This is a genomic window from Kribbia dieselivorans NBRC 106261, assembly GCF_001552435.1.
Classification (GTDB): Bacteria; Actinomycetota; Actinomycetes; order Actinomycetales; family Dermatophilaceae; genus Kribbia; species Kribbia dieselivorans.
This window is the reverse complement of the sequence record NZ_BCRE01000071.1, coordinates 15,632-35,528: the sequence shown is the minus strand read 5'-3', so window position 1 is coordinate 35,528 and position 19,897 is coordinate 15,632. Positions and strand designations below refer to the sequence as shown.

General features: G+C 69.3%; 16 protein-coding genes. 13 read left to right on the top strand and 3 right to left on the bottom strand.

The features are described from left to right. Positions 1-136: 136 nt before the first annotated feature. The 9 genes from KD1_RS07120 (at position 137) to KD1_RS07080 (ending at position 12,664) form a co-directional block, all read left to right on the top strand. Entirely contained in the window at positions 137-1,342 is a 1,206-nt protein-coding gene (locus tag KD1_RS07120; protein ID WP_217995821.1) for a cytochrome P450, read from the top strand. Between the two features lies 1 nt (position 1,343). Further along, a complete protein-coding gene (locus KD1_RS07115; protein ID WP_068399630.1) occupies positions 1,344-2,846 on the top strand; it encodes an aldehyde dehydrogenase family protein in 1,503 nt (500 codons plus the stop codon). A 14-nt stretch (positions 2,847-2,860) separates the two neighbouring features. Then, positions 2,861-3,940: an alcohol dehydrogenase catalytic domain-containing protein gene (locus tag KD1_RS07110; RefSeq protein ID WP_068399627.1), complete on the top strand. Its 1,080-nt coding sequence runs from the start codon at positions 2,861-2,863 to the stop codon at positions 3,938-3,940. Beyond that, complete coding sequence (locus tag KD1_RS07105; protein WP_068399624.1) at positions 3,937-4,767, top strand: tyrosine-protein phosphatase; 831 nt, start codon at positions 3,937-3,939, stop codon at positions 4,765-4,767. The genes KD1_RS07110 and KD1_RS07105 overlap by 4 nt, the downstream gene beginning before the upstream one ends. Beyond that, positions 4,764-6,917, top strand: coding sequence for an acetate--CoA ligase family protein (locus KD1_RS07100; RefSeq protein WP_217995820.1), 2,154 nt, complete (start codon positions 4,764-4,766; stop codon positions 6,915-6,917). The genes KD1_RS07105 and KD1_RS07100 overlap by 4 nt, the downstream gene beginning before the upstream one ends. A gap of 124 nt (positions 6,918-7,041) precedes the next feature. Then, positions 7,042-7,839, top strand: coding sequence for a FadR/GntR family transcriptional regulator (locus tag KD1_RS07095; protein WP_068399621.1), 798 nt, complete (start codon positions 7,042-7,044; stop codon positions 7,837-7,839). A 217-nt stretch (positions 7,840-8,056) separates the two neighbouring features. Further along, a complete protein-coding gene (locus KD1_RS07090; protein ID WP_068399618.1) occupies positions 8,057-9,130 on the top strand; it encodes a phosphotransferase family protein in 1,074 nt (357 codons plus the stop codon). After that, positions 9,127-10,221, top strand: coding sequence for an Rv3169 family protein (locus tag KD1_RS07085; protein ID WP_068399615.1), 1,095 nt, complete (start codon positions 9,127-9,129; stop codon positions 10,219-10,221). Before KD1_RS07090 ends, KD1_RS07085 begins: the two co-directional genes overlap by 4 nt. 55 nt (positions 10,222-10,276) lie before the next feature. Then, entirely contained in the window at positions 10,277-12,664 is a 2,388-nt protein-coding gene (locus KD1_RS07080; protein WP_068399612.1) for a PEP-utilizing enzyme, read from the top strand. A gap of 132 nt (positions 12,665-12,796) precedes the next feature. On the opposite strand, the gene KD1_RS07075 is transcribed toward KD1_RS07080, so the two are convergent. Next, positions 12,797-13,837 (bottom strand): hypothetical protein, encoded by a 1,041-nt coding sequence (locus KD1_RS07075; RefSeq protein ID WP_083542222.1) that lies wholly within the window; start codon positions 13,835-13,837, stop codon positions 12,797-12,799. A 149-nt stretch (positions 13,838-13,986) separates the two neighbouring features. Next, positions 13,987-15,546, bottom strand: a complete 1,560-nt coding sequence (locus tag KD1_RS07070; RefSeq protein ID WP_068399609.1) for a CehA/McbA family metallohydrolase domain-containing protein — start codon at positions 15,544-15,546, stop codon at positions 13,987-13,989. Between the two features lie 145 nt (positions 15,547-15,691). On the opposite strand from KD1_RS07070, the gene KD1_RS07065 reads away from it, so the two are divergent. Then, the gene (locus KD1_RS07065; RefSeq protein WP_068399606.1) at positions 15,692-16,153 is read left to right on the top strand and encodes a MaoC/PaaZ C-terminal domain-containing protein; all 462 of its coding nucleotides are present in this window, start codon (positions 15,692-15,694) and stop codon (positions 16,151-16,153) included. 28 nt (positions 16,154-16,181) lie between these two features. Here the strand turns inward: KD1_RS07065 and KD1_RS07060 are convergent, their stop codons facing one another. Next, the gene (locus KD1_RS07060) at positions 16,182-16,622 is read right to left on the bottom strand and encodes a DUF6326 family protein (protein ID WP_083542223.1); all 441 of its coding nucleotides are present in this window, start codon (positions 16,620-16,622) and stop codon (positions 16,182-16,184) included. 162 nt (positions 16,623-16,784) lie between these two features. Here KD1_RS07060 and KD1_RS07055 point away from each other — a divergent pair, with 162 nt between their 5' ends. The 3 genes from KD1_RS07055 to KD1_RS07045 all read left to right on the top strand — a co-directional run bounded on the left by KD1_RS07055 (position 16,785) and on the right by KD1_RS07045 (position 19,846). Continuing rightward, a complete protein-coding gene (locus KD1_RS07055) occupies positions 16,785-17,924 on the top strand; it encodes a sensor histidine kinase (RefSeq protein WP_068399599.1) in 1,140 nt (379 codons plus the stop codon). Then, positions 17,921-18,604, top strand: a complete 684-nt coding sequence (locus KD1_RS07050) for a response regulator (RefSeq protein WP_068399595.1) — start codon at positions 17,921-17,923, stop codon at positions 18,602-18,604. The genes KD1_RS07055 and KD1_RS07050 overlap by 4 nt, the downstream gene beginning before the upstream one ends. Positions 18,605-18,709: 105 nt before the next feature. After that, a complete protein-coding gene (locus KD1_RS07045) occupies positions 18,710-19,846 on the top strand; it encodes an alkaline phosphatase family protein (protein WP_083542220.1) in 1,137 nt (378 codons plus the stop codon). Positions 19,847-19,897: the final 51 nt, after the last annotated feature.

Below are 19,897 nucleotides of genomic sequence, written 5' to 3'. Positions count from 1 at the left end.
GATGACGAAATACTAGAACAAATATCGACCAATTGCTAGGTCCAATGGTTGACAAATGTGGTGCGCTCTGGCCTGATATGGATGAGCCCGCAGGGCGTGGGTTTGGCGCAACGGTGCGCACGAGCAGGAGGCGGAAATGGGCACGCTGGCCACACACATCGACCTCATGGATCTCAGCCAGTTCGTTCGGGGGGAGGAGCCGCAGCTCTTCGCCGCGCTGCGAGCCGACGACCCGGTCCATTGGAACGACGAGCCCGGTGATGGGCCGGGTTTTTGGAGTCTGACGCGGTACGCCGACGTCAAGGCGGCGGCGGATGACGCGGCCCGCTTCTCATCGGCCGACGGCACGCAGATCGTCAGCCGACGAGTTGAGGGCAAACTGAACAGTCTGCACAACATGGACGATCCGGAGCACAGCAAACTGCGGCGAATCAGCGCTCCAGAGTTGCGTCCGGCGAAGGCGCGCGGTTGGCAGAGCGTCATCGACGAGGTCGTCGGCGAACTCCTCGACGACGCCCAGGCGGCGGGCTCCTTCAACCTCGTCGATCTCGTGGCGGCGAGACTGCCGATGCTCATCGCGGCCCAGGTCCTCGGCGTTCCCCGCGAGGACGCACCGAAGATGGTCGACTGGGCCAACCGGATGCAGAGCGCCGACCCGGACCATGCCGTCGACGAGGCCGCGATGCAGGCCGCCCGCGATGAAGCCCTCGCCTACTTCCAGGGACTGGTGGAGCGCCGTCGCGCCGAGCCGACCGGCGACCTGACCACCGTGCTCGCCACGAGCCTCAAGGACGGGCGACCGCTGACCGCGGACGAACTCTCCGCCTACTTCATCCTGCTCGTCGCGGCCGGCAACGAGACCGTCCGACACCTCGTGTCCGGTGGCATCGTCGCGCTCGACTCGGACCCGACCAACTGGACCCGGCTCCAGCAGGACCCGACCCTGATCAACTCGACGGCCGAGGAGATGTTCCGTTTCATCACCCCCGTGTCATGCATGCGGCGCACGGCCACCGAGGACATGACCCTGCACGGGACCGACATCGCCCAGGGCGACAAGGTCGTGCTCTGGTTCTCCTCGGCCAACCGTGACGAGCAGGTCTTCGACGACCCGGATTCGTTCCGGATCGATCGCAACCCGACTGACCATCTGGCGTTCGGCTGGGGCGTCCACTTCTGTCTCGGAGCCCACCTGGCTCGTGCCGAGGTCCGGACCCTCCTCGGAGAGCTGGTGCGTCGCGGGATCCGGCTCGAGGTGACCGGCGAGCCGACACGTCTGCGCCACAACCTCTTCCGTGGCTGGATCGACGTGCCGGTCACGGTCTCCCAGATCCCGACCTGACATGGGTGTGCGACAAGCCCGTCAGGCCCTGACCGAGCTGGGCGTGCCGGAGTCGAGCGTCTATGTCGACGGGACCTGGCTGCGCCCCGATGTCCCCCAGATCGAGGTCGTCGATCCCTTCGACGAGGCGGTCATCGGGCTCGTCCCGGAGTCCGGTGCCCAGATCGCCGCCTCCGCGGTGGCGGCGGCGGTCCACGCCTTCCCGGAGTGGAGTTCACTCGCGCCCGCCGCTCGGGCGGACCTCGTCGAGCGCCTGGCCGAGGCCCTCGAGTCCGTGACCGACGCGCTCGCCGTGCTCGCCTCGTGCGAGATCGGCATGCCGGTGCGGGACTCCCGTGGCGGGCAGGTGGCCCTGCCTGCCGCGGTCACTCGGACCTACGCGTCGCTGGCTCGCACCCTTGAGTGGGAGCACCGCGATGAGTCGGGGACGACGGTGACGTTGGAGGCGGCCGGGCCGGTGCTGGCGATCACGCCGTGGAACTTCCCGGTCCACCAGATCATGGCGAAGTTGGCGCCCGCCCTGGTGGCGGGGTGCACGGTGGTCCTGAAGCCCTCGGAACTGACGCCCTTCAACGCGCTGGCGATCGCGCACCTCACCCACACGATCGGGTTCCCCGCTGGGGTGGTCAACGTCGTCACAGGCACCGGCCCGGTCACCGGCGAGGCGCTGCTGCAGGCCGACGGTTGGGAGGTGGTCTCGTTCACCGGCTCGCTCGGGGTGGGCCGTCACATCGGCGCCGTCGCCGGCGAGCGGATTGCCCGGGCCACCCTCGAATTGGGGGGCAAGTCCCCAGCCGTGGTGCTGCCGGATGCCCCCCTCGAGGAGGCGGTGGCCGCCACGGTCCGCAACTGCTTCGTCAACGCCGGGCAGAAGTGCAATGCGCCGACCCGGTTGTACGTGCCCGAGCCCGAGCGTGAGCGGCTCGTCAAGGTCGCCGTGTCCGCTGCGTCGGCATACGTGGCCGGCGACCCACTCGACGCGGAGACCACCCTCGGTCCGATGGTCAGCGCCGCTCAGCGCGAACGGGTCCGGGGCTTCCTGGAGCGGGCCGCAGCAGATGGCGCGACCCTGCACCCCGCCACGGTTGACCTGCCTACGGAAGGCTTCTTCCAGACTCCGACGATCGTCACGGACGTTTCGGACGACGCCGAGATCGCCCGCGAGGAGGTCTTCGGACCGGTCCTGACGGTGCTCGGGTACACAGACGTCGACGAGGCCCTGGAACGGGCCAACGATTCCCAGTACGGCCTCTCCGCCGAGGTATGGGCCGGAAACGAGGCGGAAGCCGCGGCCGTGGCCCGCCGCCTGCGGGCCGGCCAGGTGCGGGTCAACGGGCAACGCACCCCCATGCCGCCGGTCTCCCCCTTCGGGGGCTTTCGACGCTCCGGTCTGGGGCGAGAACTCGGCCGCCACGGACTCGACGAGTACCTCGAGGCTCGCTCCATCCTGGGTGATCCCGCCTCACCATCCGACCCACGCACCCATCCGACCCAAGCACGCTAGAGGGAGCACACCAGATGCGCGCAGCAGTTGTCTTCGAAGCCGGCTCGTCGTTCGAGGTCCACGACATCGAACGACGTGATCCCTCCGACCAAGAGGTGGTCGTACGGATCCGCGCGGCCGGCCTGTGCCAGTCCGACATCTCCTTGTCACAGGGGGCCTTCGGTCAGGCCTTCCCGGTGGTGCTCGGTCATGAGGGGGCCGGAGAGATCGCCGAGGTCGGGCGAGCCGTGGCCGGCTGGTCCGTCGGCGACCGGGTGCTGGTGAACTGGGTTCCGCCGTGCGACCGCTGCTATGCCTGCGTGAGGGGCGAGACGTACATCTGTCGCAACCGCGTTCGCGCCGGTGAGCGCTCGGCGGGAGAGACCCTGTTCCTCGACGGGAAGCCCCTCGGCGTGGGCATGGGAACGGCCACCTTCGCCGAGGAGACGATCCTCACGCCGCAGGCATTGGTGGCCCTTCCGGACGACGTCCCCTTCGAGGTGGCAGCGCTCATGGGATGTGCCCTTCCCACCGGGATGGGGGCCGCACTGCGCACGGGCGAGGTCGCGGCCGGTGACACGGTCGTCGTTGTCGGGTGCGGCACGATCGGGCTCAGTGCCATTCAGGGTGCACGGGTGGCCGGAGCGTCGGTGATCGTGGGTCTGGACCCGACGCCGGCTCGGCGTGAGGCTGCGCTCCGACTCGGTGCGACCAGCGCCGTTGCGCCGGACGAACTCTCCCGCGGGAGCCTGCCCGAGGGTGTGGACGCCGGTGGTTTCGACGTCGGTATCGATGCGGTGGCCAGGGCCCAGACCATCCGCGCCACCTGGGACCTCGTCCGTCGCGGCGGCCGGGTGGTCGTCGTGGGGGCCGGCCGGGACGAACCGGTGGAGTTCAGCGCCCAGGAACTCTTTCACGACCAGAAGACGATGCGCGGCAGCTATTTCGGCTCGGGCGACCAGCGCCGTGAGGTGCCCCGAATGAGCGATCTGTGGCGCACCGGCCGGATCGAGATCGAAGGGATGATCGAGGCTCGGGTCGGGCTCGATGAGATCGCCGATGTGGCCGCACGGCAGGCCCGTGGCGAGATCGTCCGAGCGGTGGTGCTGCCATGACGTCGCCATTGCTCCAACCCGGCGCGGCCGCCCGCTCGATTCCCCTCGCCGGCACTGCCAACGTCCGCGATCTGGGACCACTGCCCACCCACGACGGCGGTTGGGTCCGCCCCGGTCGGGTCTATCGCGGCGAGGCGCTGACCGGCCTCGGCGATGACCCGGGGTCGCTCAACCCCACCGAAGCGGCCGCCTTCGAACAGCTCGGTCTGCGCACCATCGTCGACCTGCGCAGCGACCTCGAGTACGACAACCGACACTCGCTGTGGTCGGCGGTCAGTGGTGCGACGGTGCTCCGAGTCCCGATCGCCGAGGGCGGCGAGGGGAGCGCAACGTACCTCATGGGCGACATCGAGGCCGGTCGGATCACCGAATACTCCGCGGAGGATCTGGGCACCTTCTACATCGAAGTGCTCCACCGGCAGGCTGCGGCGATCGGCGATGTGCTGCACACCTGGGCGCAGGAGGACGCGCTGCCGAACCTCGTGCATTGCGCCAACGGCAAGGACCGGACCGGCATCTGCGTGGCGGTTCTGCTGTCCCTCCTCGGAGTACCACGGGAGCTCATCGTCGACGATTACGTGCTCTCCGGGGTCAACGCTGCTGGTCTCATCGACCGCTTCGCCGACCGGATTCGGGCCGCAGGAGCCGAGCCCGAGGCGGTTCGGGTCATGTTCGAGACTCCGGAACTGGCCATGCACATGGTGCTCGACCACCTCGAGAACGATCTCGGCGGGACCGAGCAGTACCTCATCGAACACGTCGGGCTCAGTCGCGCCGACCTCGACGCGCTGCAGCGTTTGCACACCACCCAGGAGGTTCTCGCATGACCAGCACGATCGACGATCCGACCATGACGCCGGTGCGGGCGGAATCGATGCGGCGGCTCTTCAGTCCGTCCCGGATGGCACTGGTCGGGGCCAGTGAGAAGAACCTCTTTTCCCGACGCGCCTTCCAGCAGTATCAGCGGGTGGGGGCCGGTCGTGAATTGTTCCTCGTGAACAACCGCAGCGCGCAGGTCCACGGCGTTGACACGGTCCCCACGTGCACGGCGATCACGGGCGGCATCGACTGCGCGTACCTGCTGACCCCGCAACACGCGACCTCCGCTGCCTTGACCGACGCGATCGAGGCCGGTGCGCGAGCGGCGATCGTGCTCAGCCAAGGTTGGGCGGAGCAGGGTGGCGAGGGTGTGAAACGGCAACAGGAGTTGGTCGATCAGGCCCGGGCAGCCGACGTGCTGCTCCTGGGCCCGAACCACCTCGGCTTCGTCAACCTCTGGGAGAGGATCGCGGCCTGCGGGCTGGGCCTGGACCTTCCGGTCGAACCCGGTCACCTGGCGCTGGTGTCGCAGAGCGGCGCAGTGGCCTCGTCGCTGGTCGGTTATGCCAGCCGACAAGGGGTGCGCTTCAGTTACGTCATCACGACGGGCAACGAGGCGATGGTGACGGTCGCCGACGCCGTGGGTTACCTGGCTGAGGACGAGAACACCAAGGCCATCGCCGTGTTCGCCGAGACCATCCGCAAGCCGGCGGTGTTCCGCGAGGCGGCGCGTCGCGCGGCCGAACTGGGCAAGGCCATCGTCATCCTCAAGGCCGGTTCCAGCGAGCTCGCCGCGCAGACCGCCGCTGCGCACACCGGGGCGCTCGTCGGTGACGACAAGGTCATCGATGCGGTTCTGCGCCAGGACGGGGTGATCCGGGTGAAGTCGGTGGAGGACCTCATCTGCACGGGTGCGTTGTGTGCCGAGATCGGTCCGCTCCGGGCAGAGGGCGTCGGCGTCCTGTCCGTCTCCGGCGGAGCGTGCGATCTGCTCGCCGACCGCGGTCAGGACCTGGGCATCACCTTCCCATCCCTGAGCGCGCGGACCTCCGCGCGGCTAGAGGAGATCCTGCCTGCCTATGCTCACCCGCAGAATCCGCTCGATGTCACCGGGGGCGCCTTGGCCAACCCGGACGTGTGGCGCAAGGGCATCGAGGCGTTCGCCGACGAGCCGGAGATCGGATTGATCGGGGTGGTCACGTCGCTCCCGACCGCGGGTGAGCCGCAGCGCGACGACACGTTCCGCGCGGTGGGTGAGACGTGCGCCGCCACCGGGGTGCCGGGCGTGATCTTCCCCCAGATCGACCAGGTGCAGTCCGATTACGTCAACGAGGTCAAGGTGGCCTCCGGAGTCCAGCACGTCATGCCGAGCGTGGAGCGGTTCGTTCTCGCCGCGGCCGGGCTGACCCAATGGTCGGGCTGGCTGCGCGCCCGTTCGGGTCGGACCGGTGTGGCAGGCGTGGCGGGCGCCGAGGCGCTGGGCTCACCGGCTCGCGTGCGGTTGCCCGGGCAGGGCGGGCCGCTGAGTGAGCAGGACGCCCGCGCGGTGATGACCGCCGCGGGAGTGCCCATGGTGCCCGCCGAACTGGTGGGCAGTCGTGCGGAGGCGGTGTCGGCGGCGGCGGCCCTGGGCGGGTCGGTGGTGCTGAAGATGTGCTCCGGCGAGGTCGCCCACAAGACGGAGCTCGGCGGCGTCGAGCTCGACCTCGAGGGCCCCGAAGCGGTGAGCGCGGCCTACGACCGGATCGTTGCGCGTGCGACATCCGCCGGGGTGCGCCTCGACGGGGTGCTCGTCAGCCCGATGCGTCGCGGTGGCCTGGAGTTGCTCGTGGGGGTCACCCGGGATGCGGAGTGGGGTCAGGTGCTTGCCGTGGCGTTCGGCGGCGCGCTCGTGGAAGTGCTTCAGGACAGTGCGCTGCGGGTGCTGCCGGTCGGCGCCGATGACGTGCGCGAGATGCTCACGGAGCTGCGCGGCCACCGCCTGTTGGGCGGTTTCCGGGGCAGCGCTCCGGTGGACGAGGACCGGCTCGTGGAGGTCATCCTCGCTGTGGCCGAGCTGGCCCAGGCGCTGGGCGACGAGATCGAGTCGGTCGAGGTCAACCCCCTGCGGGTCTCCGGCGACGAGATCGAGGCGCTCGACGCGCTCATCACCCGCTGACCGGTCCGATTCGGGCGCGGCCGCACCTCAGATCACTCCGGGGGGGCGGCCGCGTAGTCGTCCCTGGAGTATGATGTCTACAAATATCGACCATTGACTAATTGTCAGACCAGAAGGGGACGTTGTGAACGCCGGACCTGCGCCGACCGCCGAGGGAGCCCCGGCCGCGCGGCCCTTCGACCTCCAGCCCGTCGAGGTCCAGTCCCCGGCCGAGGTGTTCGCCGACGTCCTGCGCGCCAAGATCTTCAGCGGTGAGCTCCCTCCGGGCAGTTCGCTACCACCCGAACGCGTGCTGGTCGAGCAGAGCCGCCTGGGCCGCGCCACCGTCCGCGAATCCCTGCAGATGCTCAAGCAGCAGGGCCTGATCACCACTCGGGTGGGTCGCGGCGGCGGATCGATCGTTTCCCGCCCCTCGTCCGAGGACCTCATCTCGGCCCTGGACGTGTACGCCCACAGCAACGGCTTCGGGCCGGAGGATCCCGCCTTCGTCGAGACCCGGGAGATCATCGAGCCGTGGTGCGCCGCCCTGGCCGCGCGACGACGCTCCGAGGCTGACCTCGCCGAGATGGAGAGGTGGCACCAGCGGACCATCGACGTGCTGCGCGACCAGGGCGAGTATCTGCGTGCCAGCCAGGCGTGGCACCTCGCGGTCAACTCGGCCAGCGGCAACTCACTGGTGGCGGCCCTGATGCACATCGGCCGGGACACCCAGTTGCGGGTGGCGGACCTGCGCCGCTACTCCACGCTGGCCGCCCGGAAGCGCTCGATCGAGGAGCACGAGGCGATCCTCGAGGCAATCCGGGCCCAACGACCGACCACCGCCTTCGAGCTGATGGCCGGACACTGTGCAGGGCAGCAGAACCGGCCTCTGTTGGACCGACTGGACGATGAGGTCGCCACGGTCTCGCCCGACTCCGAGTAGGTCGGTGCGGGCGAGTCCCGCAACTCGACACCTCGAGCCACCCTTGCGCACCCGCGCACGCACCCCTGGGAGCCCGCGGGCAAGTGAAACGCGCCCCGGCGGCGCTCCGCCTCGGGAATGACCATGAAAAGATCCATTGATCTTTTGGTCCAATGTCTTTAAGGTAGACCATATGAGGTGCAGAGCCGCACCTCATGCCGCGACGGAGGGGCAACACATGGCTTTGTCATCAGTGGGTCACGAGCGAATCGACCGAGATGAACTCACCCGGGCACTGCAGGCCTCGGGAGCGGCGCAGCCGCAGGCTCGCCTCGTGGGCTTGAGTCTGCGTCCGATCGGCATCGGACACACCGCAGACACGCTGCACCTCACCCCGACGTGGGCGGAGCCCGGATCGGGCCCGGCCACGCTCGTCGCCAAGATTCCGTCCTTGGATGCGCAATCCGCCGGCACGGCCGCGTCCTTGGGCGCCTACGAGCGCGAGGCTCGTTTCTACGCCGAGTTGGCCCCGAACAGCAGCCTCAGCCTGCCCCGGTTCCTCGGGGTGATGCGCTTCGACGGCGAGCCGACCGGAGTCCTCCTCGAGGACCTCTCCGACCTCACCACCCTCGACCAGCTCGCGAACACCCCCGTCGAGGTCGTTCGGCGACTGCGTCAGGAACTCGTGTCCCTCCAGGCACCGTTCTGGAACGACGCGAAGACGGCCGAACTGGCGTGGTTGCATCGACGCCTCGGCGTGCCCATCCCCGGCATCCTCGAGCGGATGGAGCGTTCCTGGGCAACGACCCGCGAGTACCTCACGGAGGACTTCGACCGGGAGGAGCGCGAGCTCGTCGATCGGTTCGTGGCCGGCGCAGGTCGCTGGGCGGAGTCTCTCGACGGCCCCTTCTCCCTGACCCACCATGACTTCCGTATCGACAACATGCTGTTCGACGAGCACCGGGCGGTCGTGCTGGACTGGCAGACGGTCGGATGGGGAGCCCCGATGTTCGACGTCGCGTACCTCCTGGGCACCTCGCTCGACCCCGAACGCCGCCGCGAGGTCGAGCGCACCGAGATCGCGCTCCACGTCGAGGAACTGGCGTCGCGCGGTGTCGACTGGTCGTTCGATGAGGCGTGGGAGGCCTATCGCCGGGCGGCCTTCGCCGTGCTGCTGATGCTGGTCCCGCCCACCGGGAGCGTCAAGCGCACGGAGCGCGGTGACGCCATGTTCCGGCGCCTGATCCGCCGGGGTGCACGCATGGCCCTCGACCTGGGGGCCGACGAGTTCCTCGAGGTGCCGGTCCGATGATCAGCGTCTGGGACGACCTCGCGCTGCACCAGACCCCCGCGACACTCGATCAACCGGCCACGAGCGACCCCGCCGCCTACGAGCGGTACTACTTCGGATTCGCCGACGTCTCCGGGGACGCCGCCGTGGGGCTCGTGGTCAACCTGCACCCCAACAAGGGGCTGATCGACGCGGGCTTCAGCGTCTCTCGCGGCGGGCGGCACGAGTCGCTCTTCGCGAGCGACCGGCTCGGGCATGATCGCGCCCACCTGACCTGCGGACCGATCATGCTCTCCTTCATCGAGCCGATGCGCGTCCTGCGCATCCAAGTCGACGGCGAGGACATCCGCGCGGACCTCCGCTTCGAGGCGGTGACCCCGGCGATCGAGGAGGACCGGGTGACCCGCATCAGATCCAACCGCGTCGTCCAGGATCGGACCCGGTACGCCCAGATGGGATCGGTGACGGGGACGGTCAGCGGCCCACTCGGGGATCTGACCGTGACCGAGGAGGGGTGGCGCGGCCATCGGGACCACTCCTGGGGCGTGTGGGACGCCCCGAAGTCGCACGCGTGGGAGGTCAAGGACGCCTCCCCCTCCTTCTTCTGGTTGATCGGCGCGTTCGACGACTGGGCCGTGCAGGCGGTCACCCACCATGACGCCGAGGGCCAGCAGTACGGTGCCTACGCCGCGGTCGTACCCACCCTCGCGGCCGGGGCCGAACTCGCGGGCCCCGGAGCGCTGCAGCAGGCTCGCCCCGTGCGGGGCGTGGAGCCCGAGTTCCCGTCAGGCTCCTGGCACTTCACCTCCGCCGCCGTGTCGATCGGCTCCGGCGGGGAGCGCTCCGAGCGGCTGGCGTTGGAGTCGTTGCACGCCGTCCTGCCTCGTTCGATCACGTACGGCCATCCCACCTGGGTTTCGGGCGTCGTCCATCCCCATTTGCCTCATGTCGTCCGCGACAGTTGGTCCCTCAATGACGAGGACCTGCTGGAGCGCATCAATCACCGGGCGATCCAGTTCGTCCGGATGACTCGCGAAGACGGCGCCGTCGGCTACGGCGTCGTCGACCAGAGCGTCAGCGCCGCCCGCGCCGCTGCCGCTCGATTCGCCTAACCACCACCCCACCCGCCGCGCACCGGGCGCGTTGCGGAACCAACCTGGAGGTCTCATGTCCACCGTCAGTGAGTCCAGCGTCGATGTGTCGACTCCGTTCGAGCAGGTCGGAACCGGCCTGAACGTCTACGAGTCCCCCGAGATCGTCGAGGGCGTCGTCAAGTGGCTCGAGACGCCCGAAGACGTCATCGCGTTCGTCGAGGGCGATGCCGACGTCAGCAACGTCGTGGTCGTCGCCAGGGGTGGAACGACGACGTTCCTCGCCATGGCGCTCAACGCGGGCGTGGCCGGAGTCGTGACCCTACAGGGGGCGCCCGAGAGTCACCTGGGCATCGTCTGCCGCGAGTACGGCATCCCGTGCATCATGTCGGTGACCTTCGACAAGGGGGTTCGCTCAAGCCGCGGCGAGATCATCCCGGCCGACGGTGTGCGGGTGCGCCTCGACGCCTCCGCCCGCCCGAAGGGCACCGTCAGCGTCGAGGTCGGGGCCCCGGTCGACGACTCCCCAGCGCCGGAGGACGCCGCACCGGCCATGTCCCCGGAGCAGATGGCCCAGATCCAGCTGCTGCTCGAGAAGTTCGGCGGCGTCGTGCCCCACGGCGTCGAGGGTGACGCGGTGATGCGGGCCGACATGACCACACGGGTCCTGTACGCCGACCCGGACGACCTGCACCGCGACCTCTCCGTCAAGGAGGTCAACGAGGCCATCAAGTACTACACGTGGAACGAGTGGGACGCCCTCGCCGCCCGCGCCACCGAGGGCGAGTCCGGCCTCATCCCCCGCCAGGAGTACGAGGCGATGGGCATCATGAACTGTTGGTTCATGCACCCCACATGGCTTCGATTCATCGAGGACCGCGTCGGCATGGACCGCATGATCGAGATCGGCGGAATCGGGCGTCGTGAGGTCGGCACCAAGGTCAACATGTTGCACCTCTGGGCCCTCGCCACGGCCACCAGCTTCGGTCGTGGGATCGCACTGGAACTCAACCTGCACGACAAAAACTACCGCGCCGACACCGTCCGCGACGCCTTCGGCATCGTCCGCCGCCTCTACGCCGGGCTCTGGGGCGACGGCCCGTTCCTGTCCTCCATGCGCGAGTTCAAGGCACCCATCCTGGAGTCGTCGTGGATCGACCGCTTCGTCGCCGACCGGATCCCGCTGGCCGACGAGGCCAGCCGCTCGGCGTTCCAGCGGTTCAACGGGTCGGCCGAACTGCTGGGCTTCCTGCTCCACTTCGACAACCGGCTCGGTCTGGGTGACACCGGCCCCTATCCCCTCCCGGACGGCGGCTTCGTCCTGGTCCGTGACCTCTTCGTCAACGAGCCGGCCTTCCCGTGGTCGGACGCGACGCAGGGCCTGCCGTACTCGTTCACGATCGCCATGTTCTTCGACGGCGGCACTGAGTTGACGACACAGATGACGGACCTGTCCACCGTCTTCACCACCCCGGCCAACTACCTGCCCTTCATCAACGGTGTGGCCGTCTATGCGCGCGACACGTGGGACAGCCCGATCTCCGAGTTGCGCACGCTCTCCATCGACGAACTCGTCGAGTTGCGGAGCACGATCGACGACAAGGCGGCGGCCCTGTACTCCCGGATCGCCGCCATGTCCCAGCGGGAGAAGATCGAGGCCGGCGCGATGGTCTACACCGCCGGATTCGCGCTACCCATCGCGCGAGCCGCCGGTCTCTACGACGAAATGGTGGAGTCACACGACCTGCTCACGATCCATCCGGCGGTCTCGGCCTGCTACGACACGATCATCAGCGGCGTCGCGACCGAGATGATTCCGCGGCTGTTCCTGACCGGCTCGTGGGGCAACCCTGTGCCCGATGACCTCACCGACTCCGGTTCGGACACGGACGAGTTCGCGGTTCTCCATGCCGTGCGGGTCCGGGGCTTCGCCGACCCCGACGCGGTGGCCGAGAGCTCCGGCCTCGACCGAACACGCGCCGAGGCCATCCTTGAGCAGACGACGGAGCGCGGCCACACCCGGAAGCGGGACGGGCGGATCAAGGGCTACAGCCTGACGCCGGCAGGTCGAGCCCGGCACGTCCTCCTGCGCAGCGCCAATGTCGACAGCGCCGACGTCGCCGCGATCACGGCCGCCTACGATGACTTCCTGGCTCCCAACCGCGCGTTCAAGCAGTTGACCACCGATTGGCAGTTGGCCAAGGACGGCGCGCAGCAGGACTTCACCGGCCGTCTCGAGCAGATCCACGCGCAGGTGCTCGGCATCATCGACGCGGTCTCCCCCGTCGCGCCACGCTTCGCGAGCTACCGCACGCGTTTCGAGTCGAAGTTGGCGGCGTTCCGCAGCGGTGACACAGATGCGCTGGCGAAGCCGCTCACGGGGTCCTACCACGACGTGTGGATGGAACTGCACGAGGACCTCCTCGCCACCCTCGGTCGCGAGCGCAGCGAGCACGACGAGTAGGCGAGTCCCCCGGGTTCGAGCCGCCCCTCCCCCGGTTCGAGCCGCCCACCCCGGTTCGAGGTATTACGCGGCGGGAAACCGCCGCGTAATACCTCGAACCGGGGTGGGCGGTGAGGAGGTGAGGATGTGCGGTTAGGCGGAGCGTCGTTGGCCGTACGGGGCGGCCGACTGGCGCCAGATCTTCCACAGCCGGTCCCCCGAGCCACCGACCGGGCCGACGGACGAGGTCATGACCTCAGACGTCGGCAGGGCCCGCGCCTCGACCGCGGTCAGCACCTCGGACACGGATCCGGCCTGGGCACACAGGGCGAGGATGTACGCCGGGACGGTGAGCCCGGGAACGACGATCCCGACCAGCGGGCACCCGACCGCGGCGATCTGCGGGAACACCGATCCGGGAATGCCGACGGTGACCTCCGCGGTGGTCGACGCCATCAGGGTCCCCTCGGTGGCGCGCTCGTACTGGCTCCACAGGGCCGGGTTCTCGCGCGGGTGCAGGCCGACGCGAATGTGCCAGCCCGCGGCGGCGAGCGCGGCGGCGGAGTCGAGGAGCAACTGGGTGCCGGGCGCGGCTCCGCCCGTGGACGACGGGTAGGTCACCGACGTGGCGATCAGCGCGGTGCGCGGGGTGGGCCGGTACGGCGGCAGGTCATCGAGGTTGATGTTGCCGATGACGCGCACGCGCGACGCTGAGACGCCGAAGTGCGCGGCGAAGACGGCGGCCTCCGAGGTCGAGGCTGCGGTCATGGCCACGATCCGCGGGCGGATCGACGCGGCGCCGGCAGCCTCGACGGGCGTCAGGTAGGCGAAGGACGAGGCCACGACCGGCAGCCCCGTCAGCGTCTGCACGACCTGCGTCGGCCACGCGGTCGCGCCGTTGACGACGAGCAGGTCGGCGCCCCAGTGCGCTGCCTCGGCCAACGTGACCACCGGAACCGGATCGGTCGGGGTGACCCCACTGCGATCCGGCACGACGAGCGCGACCTCCCAGCGAGGTGCGGGGCGTGCGGCGGCGGCCTCGTCGAGGATGGACTTGATGTGGTAGGTGCCCCACGGTTCGTTGGTGACCACGAGCACGCGCAATGGGCGGGCGGCGTGGGCCGGGACGGCGGGGAGCAGCGCGGCGCCGGCAACCACGCCGGCGGTCAGGGTGAGAAAGCGACGACGTTCCATTCGTCGCAACGTACGCACCGTCGGTTCGCGGTGGGCGAACTGCCGGTGTCGCGGGGGTGAACCCCAGACGACGAGCAGGCTTCGGCCACGGTCATGCAGAACGCGTGGAATACGCCGCGTTCTGCATGACCCAAAGCTGGGGCCCCTGGTCAGTGACCGCCGCCCAGGCTGATCGGCAGTGCCGGGGCCGCGCGGCGCGGGCCGGCGGAACGCTGTGGCCGGGCGTCAGCCAGGTAGAACGGGCTCGCGTACGCGAGGGCGCGGTTGTTGCAGGGGTGACCGGCCGGCCCGGGCGAGTCGTTGAGCTGCGCCGGATCGGCGATCCGCACGACGGCCCAGGACGTCTTGGTGCGGTCGATGGGCGCCCGAACGGTCAACGGCTTGCGATCACGGGGGTCAGGTAGACGGACCGACTCGACGTGCGAGACCTCCGGCACGTCGGAGCCGCCGCCGGAGGTGAGGATCTGGATCTCCACCGGCATCCCGGCACGCTCCGTGCCCCAGTCGAGGTCGATGTCGAGGTTGAGCCACGGCGACCGTCCGGGTACGAACCCACCCATCCGGGTACTGCCGTTGGCGCCCACGTCCAGGCGCAACCCGCGCTCCCGAGTGGCGAACATGCGGCGGGTCAGCATCGCCGACTTCACCGCGTCGCGATCGAGGTTCTTCAGGAAGAGCCCGGTACGGCCCTTGCCCTCCGGCTCACCCCAGTCCTCGCCGTGCTCGTCGGTCACCCCGGTGAGGCCGACGTGCCACCCGGCGTCGAGGCAGGCGGTCAGCGGCGAGTGCATGCCGCGTGAATGGTTCTTGAAGAGGTAGTCCTCGCGGCGGTTGAGGATCTCCATCGACACCATCCGCTGACGGACCCGGGGGTCGAAGGCGAAGGCGTCGAAGGTCTCCGGCTCACGGTTGGGGTGATTGAACCCGGCGATGCCGTCGGAGCCCCCGGCCAGCTGCGCCTCCGGAGACGTGCTCAGCCACGTGTAGAAACCGGCCATGCCGTCGGGGCCCGCATCTTGAATGGCCGTCAGGAGTTGCTCGGCTCCGGGGAGCGGCAGCAACGGCCGCAGCAGGGCGCGCAGCGCGTCCATGGAGACGCCGTTGCGGGCCAGCCCGGCGGCGGTCAGGCCGCCGGTGGCCAACGGGTCGGTGACCTGACTGGTGAACCAGACGTTGATGTGGCCGAGGTAGGGACTGGACCACTCGAAGCCACGCAGGGCGGTGAAGCTGCCCGGCGCGTCCACGGCGTCGGCGTGCTGCCCGGTGACCTCAAAACCGTGCTCCGACATGCCGAGTGCGGAGGTGCAGGCGTTCTCGTCGCCGAACGGCGGCGCCGGCACGAAGCGGCACACGTTGAACGCGGGATTGTGCGCGGCGGCCACGGTGTGATCGGTGAGCGCGGCGATGTCCAGGCCGGCGGCGCGCATGGAGCGGTGCGCCGCGCCTGGGTCGCCGACGGCGTCGGAGAGTTGGCTGTGGTTGTGCAGATCGGAATGTGCCGCCCAGATGCCCTTCTCCAGTCGGGAGACGCGGCTGGTGCGCACGTCCTGATCCAACGGGCGGGCGAGCGCGCGGCTTGGGAGCGCGGCGATCGCGGCGGCCGCGGCACCGCCGGCCAGGATCGAGCGTCGGGTCAGGTTGCGGCCGGCATCAGCGGCGTGGGGGTGCGCGTGGTCGTGGTGAGGATGAGCGTGCGGGTGGTGGCTCATGGGGTTCCTTTGTGGCGGGGAGGGTTCCGTGCACCGTATGGCCGCCAGATGACGCCCACCCGACCATGAGGTCACGAATCCGCATCGCGGACCATCGCAGTCCCGCCACCGACCTGTCGCCTGAACGATCGCTAATGTGAGCCGCGTGAACCTTGATGACTTGCGCTTCGCAGAGGACTTCCACGTCGACCAAGTGGTCGAGTTCGGCACGTACGACGTGACCGAGGCGGAGGTACTCGCCTTCGCCGAACAGTGGGACCCGCAGTGGTTCCACGTCGACGTCGAGGCCGCGGCTGCCGGGCCCTACGGCGGGCTCATCGCCAGCGGTCTGCAGACCCTCGCCATCTACCAGCGCCTCAACATCCTGGCGGTCAAGTGGGCGGCCATCGCGGGTCGCTCGATTCGTGACATCCACTTCCTCCGCCCGGTGCGGCCCGGCGACCAGCTCACCGGCTCCTTGCTCGTCGAGCAAATCACGCCCGAGCCCGAGCGCAACCGCGCGCTCGTGGTCACTGCTGGCCAGCTCTCCAACGCCGAGGGCAAGCAGGTACTGACGCTCAAGGTTGACGCGTACCTGCACCTGTCGCGCGCCGCGATGACCGCCTGACGGAGCGCGGTCCGGCGAAGTGCGCGTTTCAGCGCACCGTGCGGGGCCACGCCCAGGCGTTCCGCACGATGATCGCGAGAACGATCAGTTCAAGGGCGACGCCCAGAAGGTAGAAGTACATCCAAGGCTCACCCAACTCGCCCACCGCGTTGAACGCTGCGAAGGGCACCTGGATCGAGGCCACGATGAGGTTCGTGATGCGACTGGCTCGCGCAGGCAGTGTCGTCGACAGGACGACCATGAGGATCGGGATCGCCAGGAGGCTCAGCGCCGTGATCGCCCACGTTTGGGTGATGTCGAACTCCCAGACCTTGCCGGCCAGGATGTCATCGACGACACCGGGCTTGTAGAACGCGAGAATGTCGACGTAGATGTACAGCAGCATGAAACTGGTCCACCCGGCGGCGAGCTTCGCTCGCACCGAGAGCGGCTGGTCGTCCAGCATGGTGGTGTGGTGACGTGTACTCATCATGGGCCTCCGGTGATGTAGTGAGGATCGGTACCTCCACGATTGCTGGGCCCGGCATCGGTCACCTCGGTCCGCAGGCTCGGGTTCGCCGGCCGATGGCATGGTCCCGCGCTCGTACTTTCGGCTGGTGCGCGACGGAGCGCCGATCCCTAGGCTTGATCCGTGACCCTCCGGCCCTCGATCTGGCACGAGCCGCGGCCCGCTGACGCCCCAGCCGTCGGTCGTCTCGACTGGCTGCTGGCCGGCGTGTTCGCGGGCACCGTCGTGGTCGAGGGCATCGCGCGGCCGGGCCTAGCGTGGCGGCCCGTGGTGACCGTGCTGGCCCTGGCGCTGGTTCCTGCCCTGCTCCAGCGACGTGCGCACCCACTCGTGGCTGCCCTGATCGGGTGGGGCATCGCCGGGCTGCTCTCGATCCTCCAGTTGACGACGCATGCCGGGGACCTTGGGCTCTACTCCATGATGGCCGTCCTGATCCTACTCTACTCCTTGGTGCGCTGGGGCTCGGGCCGGGAGATCATCGCGGGTACGGCATACGTGACTGTCGTCGTCGCGCTGGGGATGTACGCCTCCGCCGCGGGCTGGACTGACCTCTTCGGTGGCACCGTCCTGGTGCTGCTGATCATCGCCCTCGCGGTGGTGTTCCGATCCCGCGCCGATCTCTGGCATCGCCGACAGCGTGAGATCCGCAACGACGAGCGCGTCGGGCTGGCCCGTGAGTTGCACGACACCGTGGCCCATCACGTCTCCGCCATTGCCGTGCAGGCGCAGGCCGGTCGCGCGGTTGTCGGCATCGAGCCCGAGAGGGCAGCCGGAGTCCTGGCGGCCATCGAGTCCGAGGCATCCCGCACCCTGGCGGAGATGAGAACCATGGTGCGGGTGCTGCGTGCAGAGGATGCCGCCGATGCCTACTCACCGCCGCTGGGTCTGGCGGATCTGCCGGCCCTGGCCCGCGCCGACACGACGCCCCGCGTCGAGGTCTCGCTGGAGGCGTCGTTGCCCCGACTCGCCCGACCGGTCGACGCTGCGCTCTACCGGCTCGCGCAGGAGTCGCTGACCAACGCCGTGCGGCACGCCCGCAGCGCAACCAGGGTCGGCATCGACGTTCGCCGCGACGGTGACGCGGTCCGGTTACGGGTCAGCGACGACGGACGGACCGCCCCGGGACTGGTGCCGGAGCCCGGGTTCGGCCTGCTGGGCATGACCGAACGCGCCCATCTCCTCGGCGGGTCACTCACCGCTGGGCCGCGCTCCGGGGGCGGATGGGTGGTCGAGGCCGTGCTACCGGTGGAGACGCCGGCATGAGCATCCGCGTGATCGTCGCCGACGACCAGGACCTCGTCCGAACCGGGCTGGTGATGATTCTCGGCGCGCAACCCGGTATCGAGGTCGTGGGCGAAGCCGCAGACGGGATCGCGGCCCTCGATCTGGCGGCCCGGCTTCGGCCCGATGTTCTGCTCGTCGACATCCGCATGCCCGGGCTGGACGGTGTCGAGGTGACGAGGCGTCTGGCCGGGCCGGACGTGTCCGACCCGATGGCGGTCGTCGTCATCACCACGTTCGACCTGGACGAGTACATCCTTGGCGCCCTGCGCGCCGGTGCCCGTGGTTTTCTCCTCAAGGACGCCGGGCCAGAGCTCCTCGCGCAGGCCGTTCACGCGGCGGCCAACGGGGACGCACTGATCGCCCCCAACGTCACCCGCCGACTGTTGACGACCTTCGCCGACCAGGCACCAGCGGTACCGGTCCAGCCACTTGACCCGCTCACGCCGCGCGAGGAGGAGGTGCTCGCGCTGGTGGCGCGCGGCCGGACCAACGCCGAGATCGCCACCGAACTCTTCGTCGGCCTGAGCACGGTCAAGACGCACGTCGCGGCATTGATGACCAAGCTCGGGGCCCGCAATCGCGTCGAGATTGCGATGTGGGCCCACGACACCAGGCGCGTCGCCGGACCGCGCTCCGGTCATGCAGAACGCGTCGAATAGGCCGCGTTCTGCATGACCTTGTGCAGCCGATGTTCACCCGAACGCCGCCGTTCGCACCACTGGACGCGACCTGCGCGCACGGGCTGACCACGTCATCTTCGTGGGCTGGGACGGCTTCGATCCGGCTTATTACGGCGCCGCCCGACGCCGAACCTCGACGCGCTGGCTGCCACCGGCTTCCGGTCGACGACGCAGGGCGTCATGACCTCGATCACCAACCCGTCGTGGGCGTCGGTCGCCACCGGCGCATGGCCGGAGCGCACGCTCAACACCGCGTGGTTCTACGACCCCCGCGTGGGCACCGGCCGCGGTCAGATGCGTGACCTTGCCGTGCCGACGATCGCGCAGTCGGTCCGCGAGGCGGGCGGTACCGTCGCTTCCGCGCAGTGGTTCATCCTGCAGAACTACGGCACCGCCTACGGCGACGCCGAGGGCCTGTACATGCAGAACGGTGGGGCTGCCCGCCGGTTCAGCGACATGATCGACGTCATCGAAGGCCGTCCCGTTCGCTCCGGCGGGCCGTACGTCACCGCCCCGCGCATTCCCGATTTCATGGCGGTGTACTGCGACGACCTGGACGCCCTCGGGCACGCCGGAGGTGACATCAACCCGAACATTCCCGCCGCACTGGCGATGCTGGATGCCAACCTCGGGCGCCTGATCGAAGCCACGAAGAAGGCGGGGATCTTCGAGCGCACCGCGTGGATCCTGCAGGGCGACCACGGCATGACCACCTTCACCCAGCGCAACGGCCAAGAGGTGCTGGACGCCATTGCGGCCACCGGCCACAAGGGTCAGTTCGTCGGTAGCGGCCAGACCCCGGCCGCCGACACCGACGTCGTGATGGTCGTCGGCGGCGTCGCGAGCGTTCACCTGCTCGGCGGGGCGGTGAACGACGAGCGTCGCATCCAGGCCGCGCTGTCCGAGGTGGACCACATCATCGGCGTGTACGACAAGGTGTGGCAGCGGCAGCGGCGCATGAGCCCGCTGCACGGCGAGCTCATCGTCGAGCCCGAGCCCGGCTGGTCGATCTCCGTGGGCACGCAGTCCGGTCCGTCCGGTCGACACGGTGCCACCACCGAGCAGGAGGCGTTCTTCATGATGGGTGGCTGCGGAGTCGTGCCGGGCCGGGTGTCGCAGCACGTTCGCCATGTCGATGTCGCACCGACGATCGCGGCTCTCCTCGGTGTTCCGCGACCGTCCGGAGCCCGGGGCCGCGTGCTGCACGAGGTGCTCGGCTGAGCCAAGGGCTGACGCGGGCCTGACGCACAGCGCAGGTCCTCGCGAATGTGG